The following is a 22,707-nucleotide window of genomic DNA, read 5'->3' as shown; positions in this document are numbered from 1 at the left end:
GAAGCTCTTGCCCGGGAAACAAACTCAAACTAACAGTCCCTTGTCCTGCCTCGCGGGTGGAGGAATTTGACTGACCACACCCGGAGGAATTTGAAGTGACCCGCGGGGTTTGGCACAGGTCAATCGGCTGTGGGCGCCGTAAGTCTCTGGAATTGTGGGCCCTTTGCGGACCGTTTGGTTGCTGATAGGTTAACGGAGGAAAGTCGAGGACGAGGCCGACAATGTCAGAGCCTGAGACCAGCGGGACCCATCCCAGCCAGCCGCGCCCGGTGCGGCTGCGCGACGCGCTGCTGCGCGCACGGATCGAGGCCGCCGACCGGACCGGTGTGGTCGTCGATTTGCGCGACGCGGAGGTGGCGCGACTGGAGATCCTCAACGATGCGCTCGATCCCCTGTTCGCGCAGGTGCCCGACCAGATCGACCTGTTCGATCGCGGCATCAGCCAGGGCGATACGCCCAGACTCTGGATCGATGTCGTCGCACACATCATGATGGGGCGCGACAAGCGGATGTACCGCTTCGTCCAGGACACCCGCTTCGGCCGCATCGTGCTCGCCGAATCGCACGACACCGCAATGATCGTCGAAGCCGTGACGGACTACGTCGCCCGCCGCATGATCGAGCGCGAGCACGCCATGGTGGTGCCATCAGAGCCGAAGCCCGCGGCCGCGGAGCCGCCGCGCCGTTCGCGCCTCTGGCCGTTCGTGTTCGGATTCATTTTCGGCGCGGCCGCCTTGTTCGGCCTCGCCGTGCTGGCGGCCCTGCGGAGTTGGTGACGACACTTCTCGTAGCCCGGATGGAGCGCAGCGCAATCCGGGAAACCTGCCGCGACAGATGCACCGCCCCGGATTACGCTGCGCTCCATCCGGGCTACGGACTCAGTTCGTCATTCCGGGATGCGTGCGAAGCACGCAGGCCCGGAATCCATAACCACCATCGTGAGTATGGATTCTCAGATGCGCAATTGCGCATCCTAGCTCGCGCTTACGCGCGCCCCGGAATGACAAGCACCTCAAATCAACCTTGCCTGCTTGATCTGGCTAATCTGAAACCCCGCGCCCAGCCCCCGCACGGTCTGCTCGCAGCGCCAGCCGGTATTGTCTTTCTCGATCGTGAACAGGTTATACGCTGCCGCCGGGTAACGCCCGTGGGCGAGTGCGGAGGCCGAAGGCACGCCGACCGCGGGGATGTTGCCGTTGGGACCCTCGAACCACATCGTCGAATGAATGTGGTCGTGCCCGTGCAGGATCAGCTCGACGCCGTGGCGTTTGATCAGTGCCAGCAGCGCGCCCGCATCGGTCATCCGTTTCTGGCGCGTGCCCGACTTCAGCGGATGATGCACCAGCAACACGCGGAAGGCGTCCTCGGCGGCGAGGCGGTCGAGGACCGCTTCGAGGGACGCGAGCTGATCGCGGCCGAGCGTGCCCGTCGCCATCAGCGGCAGGGTCGGCACCGCCGTGGACAGGCTGATCAGCGCGAGCGGCCCGCGCCGGCGCAGCGAAGGAAAGCCGATGCTGCCGTCGTCGCCCGCAAGATAGGGTGCAAAGGTCTCGCCGAAGCGGTGAGAGGTGGCGTGGACATAGGCATCGTGATTGCCGGGAATGGTGGTGACGCGGTCGGGCGGACCGACGCCGTCGAGCCAGGCGCGCGCCGGCGCGAACTCGGCCTCCAGCGCCAGATTGACGAGATCGCCGGTGACCGCGATGTGGTCGGGCGTCTGCGCCTGGACGTCGGCGACGAGCGCGTCGAGCACCTCGCGGCGCTGGTATTTGTGCCGGTTGCGCGTCCAGTTGACGTAGCCGAGCGCGCGCTTGCCCGCGAGCTCGATCAGCCGTGGCTTCGGCAACGGCGGCAGATGCGGGTCGGACAGATGGGCGAGCGTGAAGGGGGCCATGGCGCGCGATTGCCTCGCTATTCGACCGCTGTAATGGCAAGGTCGCGAGGACTGTGCAAGCGGGGCCCGGACCGGAGCCTCTTCGGAGTTTTCTTGGCAGTTTTCTTGGGAGTTTCTTTGGGAGCCTGATGGGGGATCGTCTGAACAGCGTCCGACGGACATTCGAACCGCTGCTGCGGCGAATCTTCCACGCCTATTTCCTGCTTGTCCGCGGCATGACGCTCGGCGTCCGCGCCGTGGTGCTGGATTCCGAGAACCGGGTGTTCCTGGTCAGGCACAGCTACATCACCGGCTGGTATCTGCCCGGCGGCGGCGTCGATCTCGGGGAGACCATGGAGCAGGCGATGCGGCGCGAGCTCAAGGAGGAGGGGGACATCGATCTCACCGGTGACGCGGTGCTGCACGGCATTTTCCTCAACAGCCATGTCTCCCGCCGCGACCACGTCGCGGTCTACGTGGTCAGGCAGTTCAAGCAGAATCGCGTCCCTGAGCCCAACCACGAGATCGTCGAATGCGGGTTCTTCGCGATCAATGCGCTGCCCGAGGGCACCACACACGGCACGCGGCAAAGGCTCGCGGAAGTGCTGGACGGCAAGCCGCTGACCGCGACTTGGCGTTGAAGTGACCTGGCGTTGAACGCTCAGCCGCCGGACTGCCCGCTCTCCTTCGCCTGCAGCTCCAGCACCAGCAGGCTCTGCTCCTGGATCAGCGCGCAGTTCTGCCGCTCCAGCCTGTGCAGTCGCGCCGTCATGTTGTGCATGAACGCGAACACCACCAGGAACAGGGCGCCGAACATCACGACGAACGGAAACACGACGCCGGTCAGATGGCTGACGAGATAGGCCAGTGTCGGAAACAGCGTGAAGCCCGCGGGGATGATCGCCACCATGGACAGCATCAGGAAGTCGTAGAGATCGAACTTGCCTTGCAGCGTCTTGCGCAGCAGCACCAGCATGTAGATCAGTGCAAAGGCGGAGATGACGACGACCGTCTCCGGACTTGGAAGGGCATCTGTCACGGCTGCCTCCTCAGAATGTTCGACGAGATGATGAGACCACAAATCGGAACGGGGACGCCCGGCGTCATGACGCCCTCACGAGGCGCGCGAGCAGGATATAACCGAGGACGCGGATCATGTAACTCGCCGACTTCAATCCGTCGATCGAGCTGACGCCGGTCTCGCGCGCCCGCATCTCGACCGGAACTTCGCTGACCGTGAGGCCTGCGCGCATGGCCCAGGCCAGCGAGATCGGCTCCGGAAAATCCGTCGGATACGCTTTTGCGAAGAAGGCGATGGCGGAACGGTCGAGCAAGCGCATGCCGCTGGTCGGATCGGTGATGCGGCCGCCGCTGAACAGGCCGTTGAGCGCAAGCACGATCAGCCTGATGCCGGCGCGGCGCATGCGCGTGGAGCAGAAACCGGCATGGTCGATGAAGCGGCTTCCGATGGTGATGTTGGTGGGGTCCTCGCGATAGGCCTCCAGAAGCCTCTCGATGGCGCGCGGATCATGCTGCCCGTCGCCGTCGATCTGGATGCAGAAATCAAAATCCTGACGCGCCGCGTATTTGATGCCGGTCTGCACGGCGCCGCCGATGCCGAGATTCTGCGCGAGGCGGGCGACCGGCGAGCGGCAGCTTGCCACCGCGGACGTCGCGTCCGACGAGCCGTCGTCGACGACCAGGGTGTGGTAGCCGCGTCCGGTTGCCGCGATCTCGCTCAGCAAACCGCCGACCGAGGCCTCCTCGTTGAAGCAGGGAATGATGATCAGGACTCGCGACGCGCGCTGCTGCGGTGCGGCGGCACCGTCCCGGCACGTGTCGGTCGAAGCCAAGCCCGTATTTATACCCGTACCCATGCCCATGTCGGCCACGTCTGCCTCACCTCCTGACTGCCCACCCTTGCTATACTTGCCGATGCTTTTCCTGTACAGGCGGCAAGCCATTTCAAGCTGTGTGGGGCTGCCCGGCGAATGCCGATGAAAGCTGTTAAAGTATTTTTTTCAATTGTGTTTCTGGCAATTCTGGCCAGCAACATCAGGCTGATCTCGCATTGGAGCGAGAGCCGTGGCGTCTATGACGACATCTGCTATCTCAGGCAGGCGCATCTGTTTCAGCGCTTCGGCTGGCAAGGGCTCGACACCAGCCTCGCCCGTGAAACCGACGGCTATCTCGCAGCCAAGTTGCGCAGTATCGATTTTCCGAACTGGAACGAACCGACGCGGGCACCCTGCCACACCCAGACTGCCGACGGCAGCAAATGGGTGATGACGCCGCCGCCGGGCACGGGCTTCGTGCTGGCGCTGTTTCCGGAGGGGTTCCAGGTCGTTCCGCTCTATATGCTGGCCAACGCGATCGTCGCCGGCCTTGCGCTGTTCGGCTTGTGGCGGGCGCAGGAGAAGGTCGGCTTGACGCTCGCCGCATTGCTCGGCGCGCTCTCGATCTACTTCATGATCAATCCGACCAAGGCGAGCTATTCGATGGCGCCGACCATGGTCGTCTGCGCGCTGGCGGGTCTGTTCACCGCAAGACCGTTCGTCGATGAAGGCCGGCGCCGCCTGCTGATGGTCGCTGCCGTCGGCGTGCTGCTCGGCCTGTCCGCGAGCTTTCGGATCGCCAACGTGGTTCTGTCGGCCGGCTATTTCCTGTTCTTCGGATTGTCGTTCCTGATCTGGCGTAACCGCGAGACGTTCGTCTCAGGTCTCGTGCTCGGCCTTTCGTTCCTCGTCGGGCTGTTGCCGGTGTTCGCGGCGAACCTGGTCAACTCAGGCAATCCGCTGGTCTCGGCCTATGGCGGCCAGGATACGGCCCCGCCGAGCCTCGACCCGGCCGTGCTGTTGGCCTATCTCCGCGACACGCAATTCCCGTTGATCGTGATCGCCTGCGTCGGGACCGCGCTGTTGTGGCGCTTCGCCGGCCATGGCGGCGTCAGGAAACTCGCGTTGCTGGTGGCGGGCAATCTCGCGCTGAATCTGGCGTTCTTTGCCACGCATCCGGTCTTCACGCAGTACTACGTCATCCCGATCCTGATGCTGTCGCTCTGGACGCTGCTGTTCGCGGCGGTCCTCAGCCGTGGCCCGGCACACGGTTTTATCGCCCACGAGGCCGATGGACCGCGGCCGTCTGAGATGTTATCCCGCATCTCGCATTGACGCGTTTTCCTGACGCGAACCTGAAACCACTTCGCTCGAAGACGCATGCCGACATGACCGATCTCTCGCTCACCATCCTTCCGGAAGCCGCCGGCGACGCCCAGGCGATCGAACGGCTGCACGAGCGCACCTTCGGCCCCGGCCGTTTCGTGCTCAGCGCTTACCGCATTCGCGAGCATGTCGACCATCTGCTCGAATTGTCCTTCACGGCCCGCATCGGCACGCTGCTGGTCGGCTCGGTCAGGCAATTGCCGGTGCTGGTCGGCGAGACGCAGGCCCTGCTGCTCGGGCCGCTCACCGTCGAGCCGCCGTTCCGCGACCGTGGCATCGGCCGTCTCCTGATGGAGCGCGCGCTGAAGGACGCCAAGGAGAAGGGTCACCGTCTAGTGCTGCTGGTCGGCGACGAGCCCTATTACAGCCGCGTCGGCTTCAAGCCGGTGCCGAAGGGCCGCGTCACCATGCCGGGCCCGGTCGACGCCGCGCGCATCCTGGTGTTCGAGCTCGTCGATGGCGCTTTCGAGGGCGTGTCGGGGCAGGTCACGCCCGACTGGAGCAAGGCGCGGGCGGGGTAGGGTAGTTCGCGGATTGTGCTGCGCTCCATCCGGGCTACGATACCTCTTGCGGAGTATCCATGATGCAGGTGCGACCCGCTGATGCCGGTGAAGTCGATCATCTCGCTCAGTTGTGGCACGATGCCTGGCATGGGTCGCATGCCTCGCTTGCGCCGCCAGAACTGGTCCGCCTCCGCACGCTCCCGAATTTTCGCGATCGGCTGGCGGTCATGCTTCCCGACATCAGCGTCGTCGGCCCGGCCGGCGCGCCGCTCGGCTTCTGCGCCGTCAGGGCTGACGAATTGTATCAGCTCTTCGTATCGCCGAAGGCGCACGGCGCGGGCGTCGCCGCGGCGCTGATCTCCGACGCAGAGGCCCGCCTTGCCGCGCGCGGCGTGGAGCTGGCGTGGCTGGCCTGCGCCGTCGGCAACGCGCGCGCTGCGCGGTTTTACGAGAAGAGCGGTTGGCGCAACGCCGGCACCTTCGTGATGATGTCGGAGACGTCTAACGGGCCTTTTCCCGTGGATCAGTGGCGCTTCGAGAAGCGGCTGACGCGCAGCCCGTAGCCCGGATGGAGCGGAGCGCAATCCGGGAAAGTCTTTCCGTCAGGTGAGAAACCCCGGATTTCGCTCCGCTCCATCCGGGCTACGGTTCACTCAACGCGCGTGTGCCGGGGCCCGCGGGCCCCGGCTGTCGCAAGGCTAGAACTTGAAGTTGGCGAACGCCCGCACGCCGATGCCGGGCATCAGAACCTCGTCCTTGGTGTAGGACACCGAGTTGCGGATGTTTTCGTTGAGGAGATTGTTGCCGACGATGCCGGCCGTCATCTCGTGCGCGCCGAACAGACGCGGATCGAGCTTGGTCTTGTAGCTGACCTCGGCCTTCAGCAGATTGTAGCCCGGCGTTGGCGTCTCCGCGACCGGGGCGACGTTGTTCTGCGCGAAGGCGTGCAACAGGTTGACGCGCATCAGCCAGTTGTCGTCGCGCCAGAACACGCCGCCGCCCATCCGCAAGGGCGGAATGCGCGGCACGTTGGTGCCGTCGGTGAAGGTGGCGCGCACCACGTCGAACTGGTTCTCGATGCCCCAGATGCCGCCCTGGAACGCACCGACGTCGAGCTGCGACTGGAATTCGCCGCCGCGGAAATTCGCGTTGGCTTGCGAATAGACGGCCTGGTTCAACTCGGCGCCGGGCGTGCCGCAGGACGCGAAACTGTCGTCGCACATCACGCCGGTGAGGCGGCGAAAGATGAAATTGTCGAAATGCGTGTAGAAGACGGTCGCCTCGAAGCGGAACGGCCCCGTCGCCTTGCGCAGGCCGACCTCGACCGACTCAGCGGTCTCGATCGCGAGGTTCGGATTGCCGATGTCGAACGTCGCGGTCGCATCATGCGCGCCGCGCGAGAACAGTTCGGCCGGCTTCGGCGCGCGCTCGACATATTGCGCGGTGATGCTGCCGACCATGCCGCCCGGCAGGTCCTGCAACAGGCCGATGCTGCCGCTCTTCGGCGTGAAGGACGGATTGCGTGCGATGCCCACCTGCGGCGTGCCGTCGGGTAGATAATCCGGCGGGAAGTTCGGCGTCGTGCCGTGCAGCTCGACATGCTCGATGCGGCCGGCGATCTGGGCTCGCGTCGCGTCCGTGAACTTGAACTCGTTGAAGGCGTAAGCGGCAACGCGGGTGTTGTTGTTGGGGTCCCACAGGCCGTTGAACAGCGTACCGGGATTATCAGGGCTCGGCGCCGTCAATTCCTGATGGCCGACCTGGAAGCCCAGCGCCGTCGTCACTTCGGCGAAGCGCGCGTTGAACGGCATCAGCTGCACCTCGGTGCGGATCTCCTGCTCCTTGTTGGTGAAGGTCTGCCGCACGCCGTCGGTGTTGGGATCGGCGGGATCGGCAAGGCCGATCTCGTTGTGTCGATAATCCGTGGCGCCAGCCCAGAAGCGGATGGTGTCGATCGCAGTGGCATCGGGCCGGTACTCGCCCTTGACGTTGATCTTGGTCTGGTGACCGTCGATCCGCGTGTTGTGGTCGGCGCCGTCGATACCGGGGATGTAGTAGAGCGAGTCGTTCTGCGTGATCGACGCGCCGATATAGCCGCCCTGGAAGAAGTAGGAGCCGCCGATCGAGGCGCCGTCCGTGCGCGACGCCGAATTGGGCTGGCGCCCGTTTGTGATGGTCCGGGTCTGGTCGGTCAAATAGGGGTAGCTCGGGATGCCGTAATCCGTAGTGTTGCGGCCGTAGACGTCGGCATGGAACGCGAAATTGCCGGCGCCGGTGTCGAGCAGCACGCCGCTCTCGACACCGCGATCGACCGAGCTGAACGCGGAACGTGTCTCGGCCGTGACGCAGGGCGATGTCCCGGCGGTCGCGAGTGGCGCCTTCACCGGCATGCCATAACTCTGGAACGGCTGGGCACCGCAGGTTGGCAGCGCGTCCGGAATCCGGTTGTTGGTCGCGCTGACGACGCCGCCGATCGAGGTCGAGCCGTAGCGGAGCGCGGCCGGCCCGCGCACCACCTCGACCTGGTTGGTCGCGAGCGTATCGACCGGGACGAAATGATCCTCGCCGAGATCGGATGCGCCGTTCGAATTGGTGCCGTTCTCGACGATGCCGACGCGGTTGACGTCGAGCCCCCGGATGACCGGCCGGCTGGAGGCGCCCGGTGCGAAGCTCGAGCCGGTGATGCCGGGCTTGGAGAACAGCAGATCGCCGAGCTGGCCGCCGCCCTCGCGGCGGATCTCCTCGTTCGGCACCACCGTGACGGTCGCGAACTGGTTGGTCACGATCGGCAGCACGCCCTGCTGGGGCGCGGCGGCCGTCGCTGGCGCCGTCGGCGCTGCTTCCGCCGTGCGTTGCTGGCTGCGCGACCGTCCGGTGCGCGCGACATGGACCGGGCTGCGGGTCGGCACCACCCTGCGCACGATCGGGCTCGGCGCCGTCACGGTGACGGCGGGGATCTCGGTCGATGATTTATCTTGCGCAGGCTGTTGTACCGGCTCTTGGGCGAGCGCCGATGTGGCGGCGGCGCCGAGCAGGAGCAGGCTTGCTCCACCCAGACGCTGCGCGCGTCGCAATTCAAATGACATGGTCCTGATTCCAGTCAGGCGCCGTCCGCAAGATTTGGTGCTGATCGGAGGCGGGCTGCCGTCGCAGCGCGACGGAATTCGACTTCAACTTCTCCCGTGCGTTCGCCTGAAAGCGGCGAGCCCGGGTGTGATCAAGTGATGTCTGGAGTCAGGACGCGGGAGGGGCGCGGGGCTGGAACGCCGTGCCGGCCGATTTCAGATGGACGAACTCGGCATCGGTGGTGAGCTGAAGCAGCTCGATCGCCTGCGGCAGCAGGAGCACAGGCGGCGTCGCGGATACGACGGTACCCGCCATCGCGACCACGGCGCAGATCGCGCAATTGTCCTCGCCCGGCTGCTCCCGGTCAGGGCCGGCGGGCGATTGCTTCTGGACCGCGGCGCGGTCGATCGAAGCGATGCTCTTGCCGCTGTCGGTCTGCTGGAGCAAGGACTGTGCGAGGGGCGCGGCCTGGGCGAACCAATGGCTGTGGCCGAACGTCAACGCGAACTGCACCAGCATCGCGAACAACGCGAGCCGGGCGCCGTGCCTGATATTCGACCGGAACCACTTCATCTGGAAAAGCCACCCCACATCGCGAGGCGCCGATCCCCTCGGCTTCCTGCGATGTTATAATGTAACATCGCAGGAACGGTCAGCTTATGTCAACGGAAGTCAGACGATCTCGCGCGGGTGGCCGCGCGATGTGTCGTTCAGGCAACTAGCGCCCTTCGCGGACCCAGGTGGCGGCAAACGCGCCGAGCAGCAGCAACAGGCCGATCAGGCCGGCGAAGATCGGCAGCACGCCGACGCCCTTCACGACGCTGGCGTCGCGCATGCGCACGCCCATCCAGCCATCGCCGGCGAAGACGCTCGCCGAACGCACCGGCACGATGCGCGGCAGCTCGACGCTGGTGCCATCGACCACGCGCACGGCATTGCCGCCGGTCGCCTGCGTCAGCGGCTTCAGGGTTTCAGTCGTGGAGGTGACTTCCGAAAACTCCTTCGGATTGGTCGGGCCGACATTGATCAGCGCCTTCAGCGTGCCGTCGGTCGCCTGCCACAGGCCGAGCTCGCTGGCCGGCAGGCTGGCGCGCCACTCGCCGGGATCGGCAGGGCTGAGCGTCAGGTCCTGCGACACGCCGGACGGCGAGGTCACGCTGACCGGATGGACGCTGTCCGACATGGTCTGGCGCACCACGACGAGGTCCTTGCCCTGCACCTGGAGGCGCAGTGCCTCTTCATCGAGGTCCGGCTGCTTCATCAGCCAGTGCGACATCCGCCGCAGCAGGTCGAGATGCGGACCGCCGCCTTCATAACCGCGCGCCCACAGCCAGATATGGTCGGAGAGCAAGAGCGCGACGCGGCCCTCGCCGAAGCGCGACAGGAACAGGAGCGGCTTGCCGTCGACGCCCGTCATCACCGGCGGGTTGACCGCATTGCGGGTGTCGACGGTGCGGAAGAACCGGCTCCAGCGCGGCGGCTCGCTCGCGGAGCCTTCGAGGCCGCGCGTGACCGGATGGCGTTTTCCGATCTCCGACAGATGCGCATAGAACGGCTTTTCCGTCACGCCGACGGGTTCTGCCGGCAGCACCGAATCCAGCGGCGTGCGCCAGATGCTGGTGTTGGAGGCATAGTCGGGACCGGCCGAGACCAGCACCGCGCCGCCCGCGCGGACGTAGCGCGCGATGTTGTCGAAATAGGCGATCGGCAGCACGCCCTGGCGGGCGTAGCGGTCGAAGATGATCAGCTGGAATTCGTTGATCTTCTGCTGGAACAGCTCGCGGGTCGGAAACGCGATCAGCGACAGCTCGTTGATCGGCGTGCCGTCCTGCTTCTCCGGCGGACGCAGAATGGTGAAGTGCACGAGGTCGACGCTGGCGTCGGACTTTAGCAGGTTGCGCCAGGTGCGCTCGCCGGAATGCGGCTCGCCCGAGACCAGTAGCACGCGCAGCTTGTCGCGCACGCCGTCGATGGCGACGACCGCGCGGTTGTTCACCGGCGTCAGCTCTTTCTCGAGCGGCGAGGCCTCGATCTCGACGATGTTGGGGCCGGCATGCTTGATGTCGACGTCGACACTCGCGCTCTGGCCGCTTCCCAGCGTGCGCTCGCCCAGGACCTCGCCGTCCCTGCGGATCGTGACCTTGGCGCGCTCGCCAGTGACGCCCTGGTCGTCGAGGCGGTAGGTGATGGTCTGGGTCTGTCCGACGATGCCGAAGCGCGGCGCGGCCGTGATCGCAATGCGGCGGTCGCGCTCGTCCTTCTGCCCGGTGATCAGCGCGTGCACCGGCGCCTGGAAGCCGAGCCCGGCGGTGTTGGCCGGGATGTCGTGGACCCGGCCGTCGGTGATCAGGAACGCGCCGGCGACACGGTCGACCGGCACGTCCGACAGCGCGGTGGCCAGCGCCCCGAACAGTTTTGTGCCGTCGGTCTCGCCATCGGCCTGTCCGGCGTCGACGACGCGGACCTCGAGGCCCTTGATCTTCTTCAGGCTGTCGACCAGCGCTTCCTGCGCTTGCGCGGCCTCGCGATTGCGGTTGCCGAAATTCTGGCTCGGGCTCTTGTCGACCACGACGGCGGCGACCGAGGTGAGCGGATCGCGGTCCTCGCGGGTGAAGGAGGGGTTGGCGAGCGCCAGCAGGAACAGTGCCAGCGCGGCGACGCGCACGGCTGCACCGCGAGCACGCGCCACCAGCAGCACGAGCGCAACGACGACGATCGCGGCGAGCGCGAGCCACAGGACGATCGCGGGAACAAGCGGCGTGAACGCAATGCCGTAATTCATGGCGTCACTCTCTCGGCATCGTCATGCCCGGCCTTGTGCCGGGCATCCACGTTCTTTTTGCCATGTGGCAAAGCGTGGATGGCCGGGACAAGCCCGGCCATGACGGCTTCATCTTGGCGGGCATCCAACGTCAAAACCCGCATCATTGCCCCAACCGTTCGATCAGGGCCGGTGCGTGCACCTGGTCGGCCTTGTAGTTGCCGGTCAGGGTGTACATCACGATGTTGGCGCCGGCGCGGTAGGCGAATTCGCGCTGGCGGGCGTCGCCGCCGGACATCGGCAGCATGAACTGACCGTCGAGCCGCTGCGCCCAGGCGCCGGCCAGATCGTTCGAGGTGATGATGATCGGCGAGACGCCGTCGCCGCCGCGGGCCGGCCGCTGCGCGCTGTCGTCGTCCTCATCGCGCGGCAAGGCCTCGACCCAGGTCTGGCCGGTGCTGAAACGGCCCGGGAAGTCGCGCAACAGATAAAAAGTCTTGGTCAGCACGTGCTCGCGCGGCACCGGTTCGAGCTCGGGCACGTCGAGCGACGACAGGATCTCGCGCAGCGTCTGCATGCCCGGGGTCTGTGCGGCGCCGTTCTCGCCGGGCGGCGCTTCGATCGCGTCGCGGGTGTCGAATAGCACGGTGCCACCCTGCTTCATGTAGGCGTCGATCTTGTTGATGGCATCCTGCGGCGGCTTGGGCGCGCCCGGCACGATCGGCCAGTAGATCAGCGGGAAGAAGGCGAGCTCGTCACGTCCGGGATCGATGCCGACGGGATCGCCGGCCTCCAGCGCGGTGCGCTGCGCCAGGAATTGCGTCAGACCGGACATGCCGGCCTTGACGATGGAATCGACGTCGGCATTGCCGGTGACGACATAGGCGAGGCGGGTTTGCGACACCGCCTTCATGGCGAACTCGTCGGACGCGCCATCGGCGCGCGACGGCGCCGGCGCAAGCGACACCAGGCCTGCAAGCGCCAGCCCGACGACGATCATGGCTGTCGCGGCGCGCCGGCGCAGCAGCGCGGCGATCCCGCCGCCGAGCACCGCGACGATGATGGCGTCGATCAGGAACAGCGCGAGCGCCGTCGACAGCAGCCAGCCGCGCAGGTCGCGCGGTTCGGCATTGGTGTAGGTCGCGTGCCGGGCGCGCAGGCCTGCGGTGTTCAGCGCTGCGATGCGGTCGGAAGCGGCGAGCGTGTTCACGGCGAGCGGTCCTTCTGCCGGACCATAGAAGCCGGGCGGATGATCGGGCGTAGCGCGGTCGCGGTAATCCGCGGGCAGCGGCTTTGCGGTGGCCGGTGGCGGACCGAACGCGCCGAAGCCGTCGAGGATGTGCAGCGGCGCCACCGTCTCGGTGCTCGCCTCGGCTGCGACCCCGGGACCGGGCTTGGCGGTGTAGCCGGACATGTCGACGACCCGTCGCAGCATTTCGACGAAGGTGCCCGACATCGGCAGGTCAGACCAGCGCATGTCGGCGCTGACGTGGAATAGGCTGACCAGGCCCTTGCCGCGATGCTCGCCGGTGACGAGCGGCGTGCCGTCTTCCAGCGAGGCCCAGCTCTTGGTGGCGAGCACCGCGTCGGGCTCGGCCAGCACCTGGCGGTTCACGGTAACGTCCTTGGGGACTGCGACGCCGGCAAACGGGCCGTTCGCCGCGAACGCGGCGAGATGCTGCGGCTTCTCCCAGGTCAGGCTGCCGCCGAGCGTGCGGCCGCCCTTGCGCAGCTTGACCGGCACAAGATCGTCCTCGGCCTGCGCCAGTCTTGGACCGGCGAAGCGCACCAGCACGCCGCCCTGGTCGATCCAGGCGTTGAGGCGCTCGCGGATTTCAGGGGCGACGGTGCCGACATCGGCGAGGATGATCATCGGCAGCTTCTGGTCGAGGAATTGCGTGATGCCCTGCTGCGGCGAGCCCCGGTCGGCGAGCCGCACGTCGGCGAACGGCGCCAGCGCACGGGTCAGGTAGAAGGTCGGCGCCAGCAGCGGCTGCGCGGTCTCGCTGGTCGTGCCGGTGACGATGCCGATGGCGCGGCGGCGCCACCGCTTGTCGAGCAGCTGCACCACGCCGGCCGAACGCTCGCCTGATATATCGAGCCGCGTGATGTCGTTGCGCAGCTCGACCGGCAGGTCGAACGAGGCTTCGGTTTCCTTGTCCTGCGGGCCGAACGAATAACGCGCCTCGCCGATCGGCGAGGACTTCTGGTCCAGCGCGCGCACGGTGCCGACGGCGATGCCGCTGTCGGTGCGCAGCACCTTCACCGTCATCTTGGCGGCGGCGTTCTCGGCGGCAACGAGCGCCAGCGGGGAGGAGGTGCCGCCTTCGAACACCGTCAGGCTGCGATCTCCGATGGTCTTGCCAAGGCCCTGCACGAAGTCCTCGCCGCGGCCGGTATCGACGCCATCCGACAGCCAGGCGAACTCGCAGTCGCCGGTGGCCTTCAGGAAGCGGTCGATGGCGGTCAGGGTTTCAACGCGATCGATCGAGTAGGGCTTTGGCGCGAGCTGGCGCAGTGCGACGCGCGCCGCACCCGCCGGCATCAGGGTGATGTCGCGGTTCGGCTCGGACAGCGGCACCAGCGCGATGGCGCGGCGGTCGTTGTCGGCGTTGGCGATCAGCTCGTCGGCGGCCCTGACCCTGACATCCCAGTGCGATGCGGCGCTCCAGCCGTCGTCGAACATGATCATCAGCGGCGCCTTGCTGCCGGCGGCGCCCGTTTGCGGATTCCAGATCGGGCCGGCGGCGGCGAAAATGACGAGGGCCGCAGCCAGGAGCCGCAGCGCGGTCAGCCACCACGGCGTCCGCGAGGGCGTCTCTTCGCGAGGTGCGATGTCGAACAGCAGGCGCGTCGGTGGAAACTCGATGCGGCGCGGCCGCGGCGGCATCACGCGCAGCAGCCACCACAGCACGGGCAGGCTGACAAGGCCGATCAGGAGCAGCGGTTCGGTGAAGGCGAGCGGCAATCCCATCATGCGGCCGGCCCCACCTTGATCGTCGTGGTGCGGGTGCCCGACTTGCTCACCTGCATGCCGGCATGCAGGAACAGCAAGAGCTCGGCGGCGGAGCGGTCGGTCGCATGGGTCGTGAACAGCCAGTTGAGCCTGCTGGTCTCGGCGCGGATCTGGTCGCGGTGCAGCGCGAGCCGCGCGGTGTAGTCCTGCGCCCAAGTCTCGGCGCGGCCGGCCGTGATCACGCCGAAGCCCTCAGGCTCGACGAACTCGACGCGGCCGGAATAAGGGAACGACTCTTCGGCGGGATCGACCACTTGCACCATCGTGCCATGCGCGCCGGAGCCGGACAGGCCCGCGAGCGTGGATTTGATCTCCGCGATCGGCGACCAGAAATCCGACAGCACGATGATCTCGGCGAGCGCGGAAGGCACGAAGGACGGCGGCAGGCTCAGCCGGTCGGCATCGTCATGCAGCATCGCCTGCGCCATCTTGTCGATGACGCTGCGGCTCGCGGTCGGCGCCATCAATCCGGGAATGCCGACGCGTTCGCCGCCCGAGACCAGCAGCTCGGCCAGCGCGAAGGCGACGATCAGCGTCCGCTCGAGCTTGGATTCGCGCGCGGTCTTGGAGGCGAACGCCATCGAGGGCGAGCGGTCGGGCCAGATCCAGACCGTGTGCGAGGCTTCCCATTCGAGCTCGCGCACATAGAGATGGTCGTCGCGCGCCGAGCGCCGCCAGTCGACATTCTGCGCCGGCTCGCCGGAGACGAAGCGGCGATATTGCCAGAAATTTTCGCCGGAACCGGCGCGGCGCCTTCCGTGCAGGCCGTGGATGACGTTGGCGGCGATACGGCGGGCTTCGAGCACCAGGCGCGGCAGCGAAGCGGCGAGCGTACGGCTTTCGCCATCGGCACGTCGGATCGCGATGATCTCCTTCGCTGTGTGCCCGTTGTCTGCGGCCATCAACCGATCCGAGCCTTCAATTGTTTGATCACGTCCGGAATCGTGCGGCCTTCGGCGCGCGCCTGGAACGTCAGCGCCATGCGGTGCTTCAATATGGGCTCGGCGAGGTCGAGAACGTCGTCGATCGAGGGCGCCAGGCGTCCGTCGATCAGCGCGCGTGCGCGCACGGCGAGCATCAAGGATTGGCTGGCGCGCGGGCCGGGACCCCAGGCGATGAACTTGCCGGTCTCGCCGCTCTCCTCGCCCGGACGGGCCGAGCGGACCAGCGACAGGATCGCCTCCACCACGGAATCGCCGACCGGCAGACGGCGGATCAGCCGCTGCGCGGTGATCAGCGCATCTGCGTTCATCGATCCCTTCGCCAGTGTCTCCTCGGCACCCGTGGTCTCGAACAGGATGCGGCGCTCGGCGTCGCGATCGGGATAGTCGACGTCGATCTCCATCAGGAAGCGGTCGAGCTGGGCTTCCGGCAGCGGATAGGTGCCTTCCTGCTCCAGCGGGTTTTGCGTGGCGAGCACGTGGAACGGCTTCGGCAGGTCGTGCCGCGCGCCGGCGACGGTGATGTGCTGCTCCTGCATCGCCTGGAGCAGCGCCGACTGCGTGCGCGGGCTGGCGCGGTTGATCTCGTCGGCCATCAGCAGCTGCGCGAACACCGGACCGGAGATGAAGCGGAAGGAGCGCTTGCCGGCGGTGCTCTCGTCGAGCACTTCGGCACCGAGAATGTCCGACGGCATCAAATCGGGCGTGAACTGGATGCGCTTGGCGTCGAGGCCCAGCGTGACGCCGAGCGTCTCGACCAGCTTGGTCTTGGCGAGGCCGGGCACGCCGATCAGCAGCGCATGGCCGCCGGAGAGGATGGTGACGAGCGTGTTCTCGATCACCCGATCCTGGCCAAAGATGACGGACCCGATTGCGTCTTTCGCCGCGCGGATCTGGCTCGACACCTGCTCGGCCGAACGGACGATTCCGTCTTCCAGTTTCTCGACACTTTCCGCCATCCGTCAGCTCCTTAAAGTCCGCCACGCGGCCCGCTTGCGTCGTCAAGTCATCACAAGTCGCACATGGGCCCTATGCTAGACTTGCAGGAAGGCCATGTATTCGTTGAATTAACCTATCCCCACCTTATCGGCTTAGGGATATGTAGGGCATCACGAAGTGGCGACCTCCACACCGGGTTAATCCGGTGTGGAACCGCGCACCCGGGTACAACGTAAAACCTGCACCAATCGTGCCAACAGACAAAGTCAGGGCAAACCATGGCGAACCAAGGGCAGAGCGCCGATCGAGGTCTTGAGGGGCTGACTGCCGCCGCCAAAAGTGCCGCCAATGCCGAAGGCGCCAAGAAGGGCCTGCCGCCGGTGCATCTGTGGAATCCGCCGTTTTGCGGCGATCTCGACATCCGAATCGCTTCCGACGGTACTTGGTTCTACATGGGCACGCCAATCGGACGACACGCCCTGGTCCGCCTGTTCTCGACCATCCTGAAGCGCGAGGGCGACAAGCATTTCCTCGTCACGCCTGTGGAGAAGGTCGGCATCCGCGTCGACGACGCGCCGTTCATGGCGGTCGAGATGCAGAAGGACGGCGAGGACAACCATCGCGTGCTCCGCTTCCGCACCAATGTCGACGATTGGGTCACCTGCGATGCCACGCACCGGCTGCGCTTCGAGCAGGCCAGGGAGGGCGGACTGACGCCATACCTGCATGTCCGCGCCGATCTCTGGGCCAAGGTCACCCGCGCACTCTACTACGATCTGGTTGACATGGGTGAGGAGCGGATGGTCGATGGCCAGCCGATGTTCGGCGTCGAGTCGGCCGGCGAATTCTTCGCCATGGCCGACGCGGAGCAGGTGAGGGCCGCACTTTGAACAAGCCTATCCTGAAGAGCGGTCCGGTCGTGATCGGCGCGGCCGATTTCTTCGCCCGATCCCGGGCGAGGCTCGGCTTCGACGTGCCGTCCGGCCTCTACGATCCGAACATCATCCCCGCCTCGGGCGATCCCGGCACCGACAAGATGCTCGAGATCGTCGCGCGCGAGCAGCCGGTGCGGCCGGCTGCGGTCCTGATCGCCGTGGTCGACCGTCCCGAGCCGACCATCCTGCTGACGCAGCGCTCGGCGCATCTCAACGACCACGCCGGCCAGATCGCCTTCCCCGGCGGCAAGATCGACGCGACCGACGCCTCGCCGCTCGATGCGGCTTTGCGCGAGGCCGAGGAGGAGGTCGGCCTGTCCAGAGACTTCGTCGAGCCGATCGGCTATCTCGATCTCTACGGCACCGCTTTCGGCTTCCGCATCCTGCCGACGGTCGCCAAGGTGCGGCCCGGCTTCGAGCTCACCATCAACCATTCGGAGGTTGATGATGCCTTCGAGGTGCCGCTATCCTTCCTGATGAACCCGGTGAACCATCAGGTGCACAGCAAGGAATTCCGCGGCATGGAGCGGTTCTACTACGCGATGCCGTTCGCGGAACGCTACATCTGGGGTGCGACGGCCGGAATGTTGCGTGTGCTGTATGAGCGGATCTACTCATCATGATCCGGCCGATTCTGACCGAGATCGGAATCTTCCTCATCCCCTTTGCCGTCTATGCGCTGTTCCTGGCCGCCACCCGCTCCGGCCTGTTCGCGCGATCGTCCTGGCCGGTCACCGTCGTCGCGCGCCTGGTCCTGGCCGCGCTCGTGCTTGTCATCGCGGGGCTGATCGGTTTCGCGCATTTCTCCGGCGCCGCACCGGATTCGACCTACGTTCCCGCCCATATCGAGAACGGCAGGCTCGTGCCGGGCGTGGAAAAATAGGGGCTGGACCATGAGCGCAGAGCCGTTACTCGCCAATGCGCCCTGGCTGACCTCCGGCGGGGCGGCGCGCGTTCTTGCGCTGCTCAGCGCCAACGGCGAGGAAGCGCGCGTGGTCGGCGGCGCCGTGCGCAATGCGTTGCTCGGTCTCGTGCCCGGCGATATCGACATCGCGACCACGGCGCGGCCGGACGAGGTGATGCGCCGCGCCAAGGCTGCGGGCATCAAGAGCGTGCCGACCGGCGTCGACCACGGCACCATCACGCTGGTCATCGACGGCCAGCCCTTTGAGGTCACGACGCTGCGCGAGGACACCGAGACCTTTGGCCGCAAGGCCAAGGTCGCGTTCGGCCGCGACTGGGTGAAGGACGCCGAGCGCCGCGACTTCACCATGAACGGACTGTCGGCCGATGCGACCGGCGTCGTCTACGACTATGTCGGCGGGATCGCGGATGCGGCCGCGCGGCGCGTGCGCTTCATCGGCGATCCCGACCAGCGCATCGCCGAGGACTATCTGCGCATTCTGCGCTTCTTCCGCATCCACGCCGCCTTCGGGGCCGGCGAGCCCGACCGCGACGGCTATCTCGCCTGCATCCGCGGCCGCGCGGGCCTCGCGAGCCTGTCGGCCGAGCGGGTGCGCATGGAGATGCTGAAGCTGCTGGTTGCTCGCGGTGCCTCCGACGCCGCGCTCGCGATGGCCGATGGCGGGTTGCTGCAAGCGCTGAGCGGAGGCGTCGTCTATACCGGGCCGCTGTCGGCCATGATCGCGATCGAGGGCGAGCTTGGCTTGCCGGCAAGCGGCACGCGGCGGCTCGCCGCGCTGACGGTCGCCGTGACCGAAGATGCCAAGCGCGTTGCCACGCGCTTGCGGCTCTCCAACGCGGAGGCCAAGGCGCTGGATTCGATGGGGCACCGCTGGTGGCGCTTCGCCACCAAGGACGAGGCCAATGCGCGGCGGTTGCTCTACCGGCTCGGCGCGGAGCGCTATCACGATCGCGTGTTGCTCGGCTGGGCGCGGGCCGGCGGCGACGCCGGATCGTCGCACTGGCGTGCGCTCGCCGAGCTGCCGCAGCGCTGGATTGCGCCGAAATTTCCGCTTCGCGCCGCCGACTTCATCGCCCGCGGCATGGCCGAAGGACCCGCGCTCGGGCATGTGCTGACGCTCGCCGAGGACGCTTGGCTTGCGGCGGATTTTCCCCTAGAGGAAGCCGCGCTCGCTTCCATCGCCGATCAAGCAGCGGCACGCGTCAGCCGCGATGAGAGAACGTGACTATCGTCTCAGGCTTCGCCGACATCTCGATCCTTCAGCTCCTGCTGGTCGCGTTGATGGCGTTGTTTGCTTCGATCATCGGTGGTCTCGCCGGCTACGGCACCGGCGCCCTGATGCCGCTGGTGCTGGTGCCGCTGGTCGGAGCCGAGCCCGTGGTGCCGATCATCGCGATCTCCGCGATCTTCACCAATTCGAGCCGCGCGATCGCCTATTTGCGCTATGCCGACCGCCGCCGCGCGCTGATCGTGCTGGCCTGTGCGGCGCTGACGACCGCGCTCGGCGCCTACGGCTACACGCGGCTGACCAATGCGGGCGCCGCGCTCGTGATCGGCTCCATGCTGATCCTGAGCGTGCCGCTGCGCCGCGTGCTCCGCCGCCGCCAGGTCAGGATCGGCGACACCGGCCTTGCGGCCGGCTCGGTCGGCTATGGCGTGCTGGTCGGCGGCACCTCCGGCTCCGGCGTGATCCTGCTGTCGCTGCTGATGGCCGCGGGCCTCGAAGGCGCCGCCGTGATCGCGACCGACGCGATGATCTCGCTCGGCACCGGCCTCATCAAGATCTCGGTGTTCGGCCTTGCCGGCGCGGTGAATGCGCAGGTGCTCGCCTTCGCGCTGCTGATCGGCGCGATTGCGATCCCCGGTGCGTTCCTCGCAAAGGCTTTTGTCGAACGCATGCCGGTGCATATCCACACCGCCATTCTCGACGTCGCTGTCATCACGGGCGGGCTGGTGATGATCTCGGCGGCGGCAAGGTCGCTGATCGCATAGATGACTCCGGTCCAATCGGCGTTCGCTGCTAGACCGTGAATCGAACCTCGTGAAGGCGCAATAGCGACATCGGAAATGTAGAGGTCATGATTGCCGCCGATCGCACCTCGGACCGCAGCTTCGTCGCGACAGCCGTGGTGGCCGGTGGGCCAAGCAGGACGCTTTCTTACAACTGCAATCGGGCACGTCAGGACTGAAATGCTTCAGTAGCACCGTCGAGGCAGGTTTGAGACTTCATATCAATGGAAGCGGGCGCAGGCAGCGCACGCATCGTGGTCTCGACGTGCACGAAGGGAAGGTGAGGCATGGGACGATCCAACACAGAGTGCCAATGGCCTGAAAAAAAGTCGCGCAATCGGTCCAGGATTCAGATTGCCTTCCGGGGGATCAGTGCCGTTCTTGTTCTCTTTCCTGCTCTCCTGGGTCTTTCTCTCCCTTCCAGTGCATGGGCGCAGACCGGGACCGACGCGAAGCCGGACCGCATCAAGGCGAATATCTCGAGGGTCGACAGCGACTTCATTGAAGCCAATAGGAAGAGATCCAGGGATTGGCCGACCGTCGGCCTCGACTACGCCGAAACGCGGTTCAGCAAGCTCAATCAGATCAACACTGACAACGTCAGGGATCTCGGGCTCGTCTGGAGTTACAATCTGGAATCATCGCGCGGCATCGAGGCAACGCCTCTCGTCGTCGACGGCATCATGTATCAGTCGGCCCCCTGGAATGTGGTTCATGCCATTGACGCGCGGACCGGGACAAAAATCTGGTCGTTCGATCCGGGTGTTGACCGGTCAAAGACCTATCGCGGGTGCTGCGACGCCGTCAGCCGTGGCCTCGCACTCTACAAGGGCAAGGTCTTCGAAGCCGCCTATGACGGGCGCCTGATCGCGCTCGATGCCGCGACCGGGGCCAAGCTCTGGGAAACGGACACGCTGATCGATCACGCGCATTCCTACACGATCACCGGCGCGCCGCGCGTCTTCAACGGCAAGGTCGTGATCGGCCAGAGCGGTGCCGAATATGGTGTGCGCGGCTACGTCACGGCCTACGACAGCGAGACCGGTCATCAGCTCTGGCGCTGGTTCACCGTGCCCGGCGATCCATCGAAGCCATTTGAAGACGCCTCGATGGAAGCCGCGGCGAAGACCTGGGATCCCTCAGGGAAGTATTGGATCAACGGCGGCGGTGGCGCGCCATGGGACTCGATCACGTTCGATCCCGATCTGAACATGGTCTATGTCGGCACGGGAAACGGCGGTCCCTGGAATCGCAAGCTTCGCAGTCCGTCGGGTGGCGACAATCTCTATCTGGGATCGATCGTCGCGCTCAACGCCGACACGGGCCGGTATATCTGGCACTATCAGGAGACGCCCGGCGACAATTGGGACTATACATCGACCCAGCCGATGATCCTGGCCGACATCAAGATCGACAATGTGCCGCGCAAGGTGATCCTGCACGCGCCGAAAAACGGCTTCTTCTTCGTCATCGATCGCACCAACGGCAAGTTCATCTCGGCGAAGAACTTCGTCGATGTGAATTGGGCGACGGGATACGATGCCAACGGACGGCCGATCGAGCTGCCGGCGGCGCGCGATGCAGATCAATACGAGTCGATTCCGGGACCGGACGGGGCTCACAACTGGCAGCCGATGTCGTTCAATCCGCTGACCGGCCTCGTCTACCTTCCGGCGCAGCACATCCCGGTCAATCTGTCGCCGGAAAAGTCGTTCGTGCAGAATGCTGTTGCGCCGGGCAAGCTCGGCGGCTTGCTGGGCGGGAATATCGGTTTCGTTTTCAACCCTCCGAGGTCGGCCCCATTCGGACGTCTGCTCGCCTGGGGTCCGGTGCATCAAAAGGAAGTCTGGCGCGTCGAGCACGTGTCGCCGTGGAACGGCGGGACGCTGACCACCGCCGGCAATCTGGTTTTCCAGGGGACGGCGGATGGCCGCTTCGTCGCTTATGATGCGGCAAACGGAACCAAGCTGTGGGAAATGCCGACCGGCACCGGCGCGGTGGCGGCCGCCGCAACCTACATGGTCGACGACAGGCAATACATCTCGATTGCGGTCGGCTGGGGCGGCTCCTACGGCCTGACGCACCGCGCGACCGAGTACCAGAACCCGGGAACGATCTACACATACGCACTCGGCGGCACGGCGAAGCTGCCAGCGTTCGTCAAATATCAGACCGAAGGTCTGCTGCAGGGCGTGAAGTACGATCCGAAGGACATCAGGGAAGGCGGCGAGATCTATGTCGCGGCAGCCTGCGTCGCCTGCCACGGCGTGCCTGGCGTCGGCCGAGGCGGCAACATCATCAATCTCGGCTACGTCAGCGCCGAAGAGATCACCAATCTGAGGCATATCCTCTTCCACGGTCCATTCCGCGACCAGGGCATGCCGGATTTCAGCGGCAAGTTGACGGAAGGGGACGTCGGGAAACTCCAGGCCTTCATACAGGGAACTGTTGACGCCATCAGACCGAAGAGCAGGTGATGAGTCAGCAGGCGCTGCGGCAGCGAGCGGCCCGTTCGAC

20 protein-coding genes are annotated in these 22,707 nt (G+C 66.1%); 11 read left to right on the top strand and 9 right to left on the bottom strand.

From position 1 onward, the window contains the following. Positions 1 to 221: 221 nt before the first annotated feature. Positions 222 to 776 carry a hypothetical protein gene (locus tag QJT78_RS35305; protein WP_028148626.1) on the top strand — a complete coding sequence of 185 codons (555 nt, stop codon included), beginning with the start codon at positions 222 to 224 and terminating at the stop codon, positions 774 to 776. 236 nt (positions 777 to 1,012) lie between these two features. On the opposite strand, the gene QJT78_RS35300 is transcribed toward QJT78_RS35305, so the two are convergent. Next, entirely contained in the window at positions 1,013 to 1,894 is an 882-nt protein-coding gene (locus QJT78_RS35300) for a metallophosphoesterase (protein WP_028148627.1), read from the bottom strand. A gap of 128 nt (positions 1,895 to 2,022) precedes the next feature. On the opposite strand from QJT78_RS35300, the gene QJT78_RS35295 reads away from it, so the two are divergent. Further along, positions 2,023 to 2,514, top strand: a complete 492-nt coding sequence (locus QJT78_RS35295) for an NUDIX domain-containing protein (RefSeq protein ID WP_028148628.1) — start codon at positions 2,023 to 2,025, stop codon at positions 2,512 to 2,514. Between the two features lie 20 nt (positions 2,515 to 2,534). On the opposite strand, the gene QJT78_RS35290 is transcribed toward QJT78_RS35295, so the two are convergent. Then, positions 2,535 to 2,912 (bottom strand): DUF2304 domain-containing protein, encoded by a 378-nt coding sequence (locus tag QJT78_RS35290; protein ID WP_028148629.1) that lies wholly within the window; start codon positions 2,910 to 2,912, stop codon positions 2,535 to 2,537. Positions 2,913 to 2,976: 64 nt separating this feature from the next. Further along, on the bottom strand, positions 2,977 to 3,756 hold the full coding sequence (locus QJT78_RS35285) for a glycosyltransferase family 2 protein (RefSeq protein WP_240537705.1): 780 nt from the start codon (positions 3,754 to 3,756) through the stop codon (positions 2,977 to 2,979). A gap of 114 nt (positions 3,757 to 3,870) precedes the next feature. Between QJT78_RS35285 and QJT78_RS35280 the strand changes: the two genes are divergently transcribed. From QJT78_RS35280 to QJT78_RS35270, 3 genes are all read left to right on the top strand, one after another. After that, positions 3,871 to 5,043 (top strand): hypothetical protein, encoded by a 1,173-nt coding sequence (locus QJT78_RS35280; RefSeq protein WP_240537704.1) that lies wholly within the window; start codon positions 3,871 to 3,873, stop codon positions 5,041 to 5,043. A 53-nt stretch (positions 5,044 to 5,096) separates the two neighbouring features. Then, positions 5,097 to 5,615, top strand: coding sequence for an N-acetyltransferase (locus tag QJT78_RS35275; protein ID WP_038944598.1), 519 nt, complete (start codon positions 5,097 to 5,099; stop codon positions 5,613 to 5,615). A gap of 62 nt (positions 5,616 to 5,677) precedes the next feature. Continuing rightward, the gene (locus QJT78_RS35270) at positions 5,678 to 6,160 is read left to right on the top strand and encodes a GNAT family N-acetyltransferase (protein ID WP_028148633.1); all 483 of its coding nucleotides are present in this window, start codon (positions 5,678 to 5,680) and stop codon (positions 6,158 to 6,160) included. A gap of 135 nt (positions 6,161 to 6,295) precedes the next feature. Here the strand turns inward: QJT78_RS35270 and QJT78_RS35265 are convergent, their stop codons facing one another. The 6 genes from QJT78_RS35265 to QJT78_RS35240 all read right to left on the bottom strand — a co-directional run bounded on the left by QJT78_RS35265 (position 6,296) and on the right by QJT78_RS35240 (position 16,340). Continuing rightward, complete coding sequence (locus tag QJT78_RS35265) at positions 6,296 to 8,683, bottom strand: TonB-dependent receptor (RefSeq protein ID WP_028148634.1); 2,388 nt, start codon at positions 8,681 to 8,683, stop codon at positions 6,296 to 6,298. Positions 8,684 to 8,831: 148 nt separating this feature from the next. Then, complete coding sequence (locus tag QJT78_RS35260; RefSeq protein ID WP_028148635.1) at positions 8,832 to 9,236, bottom strand: DUF2946 family protein; 405 nt, start codon at positions 9,234 to 9,236, stop codon at positions 8,832 to 8,834. A 145-nt stretch (positions 9,237 to 9,381) separates the two neighbouring features. Continuing rightward, positions 9,382 to 11,445: a membrane protein gene (locus QJT78_RS35255; RefSeq protein WP_028148636.1), complete on the bottom strand. Its 2,064-nt coding sequence runs from the start codon at positions 11,443 to 11,445 to the stop codon at positions 9,382 to 9,384. 142 nt (positions 11,446 to 11,587) lie between these two features. Continuing rightward, positions 11,588 to 14,401 (bottom strand): DUF4159 domain-containing protein, encoded by a 2,814-nt coding sequence (locus tag QJT78_RS35250; protein WP_038952913.1) that lies wholly within the window; start codon positions 14,399 to 14,401, stop codon positions 11,588 to 11,590. Further along, complete coding sequence (locus QJT78_RS35245; RefSeq protein WP_028148638.1) at positions 14,398 to 15,342, bottom strand: DUF58 domain-containing protein; 945 nt, start codon at positions 15,340 to 15,342, stop codon at positions 14,398 to 14,400. Before QJT78_RS35245 ends, QJT78_RS35250 begins: the two co-directional genes overlap by 4 nt. After that, complete coding sequence (locus QJT78_RS35240) at positions 15,342 to 16,340, bottom strand: MoxR family ATPase (protein ID WP_028148639.1); 999 nt, start codon at positions 16,338 to 16,340, stop codon at positions 15,342 to 15,344. Before QJT78_RS35240 ends, QJT78_RS35245 begins: the two co-directional genes overlap by 1 nt. A 258-nt stretch (positions 16,341 to 16,598) precedes the next feature. Here QJT78_RS35240 and QJT78_RS35235 point away from each other — a divergent pair, with 258 nt between their 5' ends. The 6 genes from QJT78_RS35235 (at position 16,599) to QJT78_RS35210 (ending at position 22,667) form a co-directional block, all read left to right on the top strand. Continuing rightward, the gene (locus QJT78_RS35235) at positions 16,599 to 17,210 is read left to right on the top strand and encodes a DUF1285 domain-containing protein (RefSeq protein ID WP_028148640.1); all 612 of its coding nucleotides are present in this window, start codon (positions 16,599 to 16,601) and stop codon (positions 17,208 to 17,210) included. After that, positions 17,207 to 17,878 (top strand): CoA pyrophosphatase, encoded by a 672-nt coding sequence (locus tag QJT78_RS35230; RefSeq protein ID WP_028148641.1) that lies wholly within the window; start codon positions 17,207 to 17,209, stop codon positions 17,876 to 17,878. Before QJT78_RS35235 ends, QJT78_RS35230 begins: the two co-directional genes overlap by 4 nt. After that, positions 17,875 to 18,138 carry a DUF6111 family protein gene (locus QJT78_RS35225; protein WP_028148642.1) on the top strand — a complete coding sequence of 88 codons (264 nt, stop codon included), beginning with the start codon at positions 17,875 to 17,877 and terminating at the stop codon, positions 18,136 to 18,138. Before QJT78_RS35230 ends, QJT78_RS35225 begins: the two co-directional genes overlap by 4 nt. 10 nt (positions 18,139 to 18,148) lie before the next feature. Then, positions 18,149 to 19,405 carry a CCA tRNA nucleotidyltransferase gene (locus tag QJT78_RS35220; protein WP_028148643.1) on the top strand — a complete coding sequence of 419 codons (1,257 nt, stop codon included), beginning with the start codon at positions 18,149 to 18,151 and terminating at the stop codon, positions 19,403 to 19,405. Further along, positions 19,402 to 20,172 (top strand): sulfite exporter TauE/SafE family protein, encoded by a 771-nt coding sequence (locus tag QJT78_RS35215; RefSeq protein WP_028148644.1) that lies wholly within the window; start codon positions 19,402 to 19,404, stop codon positions 20,170 to 20,172. Before QJT78_RS35220 ends, QJT78_RS35215 begins: the two co-directional genes overlap by 4 nt. A 305-nt stretch (positions 20,173 to 20,477) precedes the next feature. Then, positions 20,478 to 22,667 (top strand): PQQ-dependent dehydrogenase, methanol/ethanol family, encoded by a 2,190-nt coding sequence (locus QJT78_RS35210; RefSeq protein WP_080586734.1) that lies wholly within the window; start codon positions 20,478 to 20,480, stop codon positions 22,665 to 22,667. Positions 22,668 to 22,707: the final 40 nt, after the last annotated feature.

Source organism: Bradyrhizobium sp. Mp27 (assembly GCF_029953005.1).
GTDB classification, from domain to species: Bacteria; Pseudomonadota; Alphaproteobacteria; order Rhizobiales; family Xanthobacteraceae; genus Bradyrhizobium; species Bradyrhizobium barranii.
Note: the sequence above shows the minus strand (reverse complement) of the source record. Positions and strands in the feature narration are given on the sequence as shown.

Coding starts and splice junctions, on each gene's coding strand:
- QJT78_RS35305 (WP_028148626.1), top strand. CDS start 222: ATGTCAGAGCCTGAGACCAGCGGGACCCATCCCAGCCAGCCGCGCCCG.
- QJT78_RS35300 (WP_028148627.1), bottom strand. CDS start 1,894: ATGGCCCCCTTCACGCTCGCCCATCTGTCCGACCCGCATCTGCCGCCG.
- QJT78_RS35295 (WP_028148628.1), top strand. CDS start 2,023: ATGGGGGATCGTCTGAACAGCGTCCGACGGACATTCGAACCGCTGCTG.
- QJT78_RS35285 (WP_240537705.1), bottom strand. CDS start 3,756: ATGGGCATGGGTACGGGTATAAATACGGGCTTGGCTTCGACCGACACG.
- QJT78_RS35280 (WP_240537704.1), top strand. CDS start 3,871: ATGAAAGCTGTTAAAGTATTTTTTTCAATTGTGTTTCTGGCAATTCTG.
- QJT78_RS35275 (WP_038944598.1), top strand. CDS start 5,097: ATGACCGATCTCTCGCTCACCATCCTTCCGGAAGCCGCCGGCGACGCC.
- QJT78_RS35270 (WP_028148633.1), top strand. CDS start 5,678: ATGCAGGTGCGACCCGCTGATGCCGGTGAAGTCGATCATCTCGCTCAG.
- QJT78_RS35265 (WP_028148634.1), bottom strand. CDS start 8,683: ATGTCATTTGAATTGCGACGCGCGCAGCGTCTGGGTGGAGCAAGCCTG.
- QJT78_RS35260 (WP_028148635.1), bottom strand. CDS start 9,236: ATGAAGTGGTTCCGGTCGAATATCAGGCACGGCGCCCGGCTCGCGTTG.
- QJT78_RS35255 (WP_028148636.1), bottom strand. CDS start 11,445: ATGAATTACGGCATTGCGTTCACGCCGCTTGTTCCCGCGATCGTCCTG.
- QJT78_RS35250 (WP_038952913.1), bottom strand. CDS start 14,401: ATGATGGGATTGCCGCTCGCCTTCACCGAACCGCTGCTCCTGATCGGC.
- QJT78_RS35245 (WP_028148638.1), bottom strand. CDS start 15,342: ATGGCCGCAGACAACGGGCACACAGCGAAGGAGATCATCGCGATCCGA.
- QJT78_RS35240 (WP_028148639.1), bottom strand. CDS start 16,340: ATGGCGGAAAGTGTCGAGAAACTGGAAGACGGAATCGTCCGTTCGGCC.
- QJT78_RS35235 (WP_028148640.1), top strand. CDS start 16,599: ATGGCGAACCAAGGGCAGAGCGCCGATCGAGGTCTTGAGGGGCTGACT.
- QJT78_RS35225 (WP_028148642.1), top strand. CDS start 17,875: ATGATCCGGCCGATTCTGACCGAGATCGGAATCTTCCTCATCCCCTTT.
- QJT78_RS35220 (WP_028148643.1), top strand. CDS start 18,149: ATGAGCGCAGAGCCGTTACTCGCCAATGCGCCCTGGCTGACCTCCGGC.
- QJT78_RS35210 (WP_080586734.1), top strand. CDS start 20,478: ATGGGACGATCCAACACAGAGTGCCAATGGCCTGAAAAAAAGTCGCGC.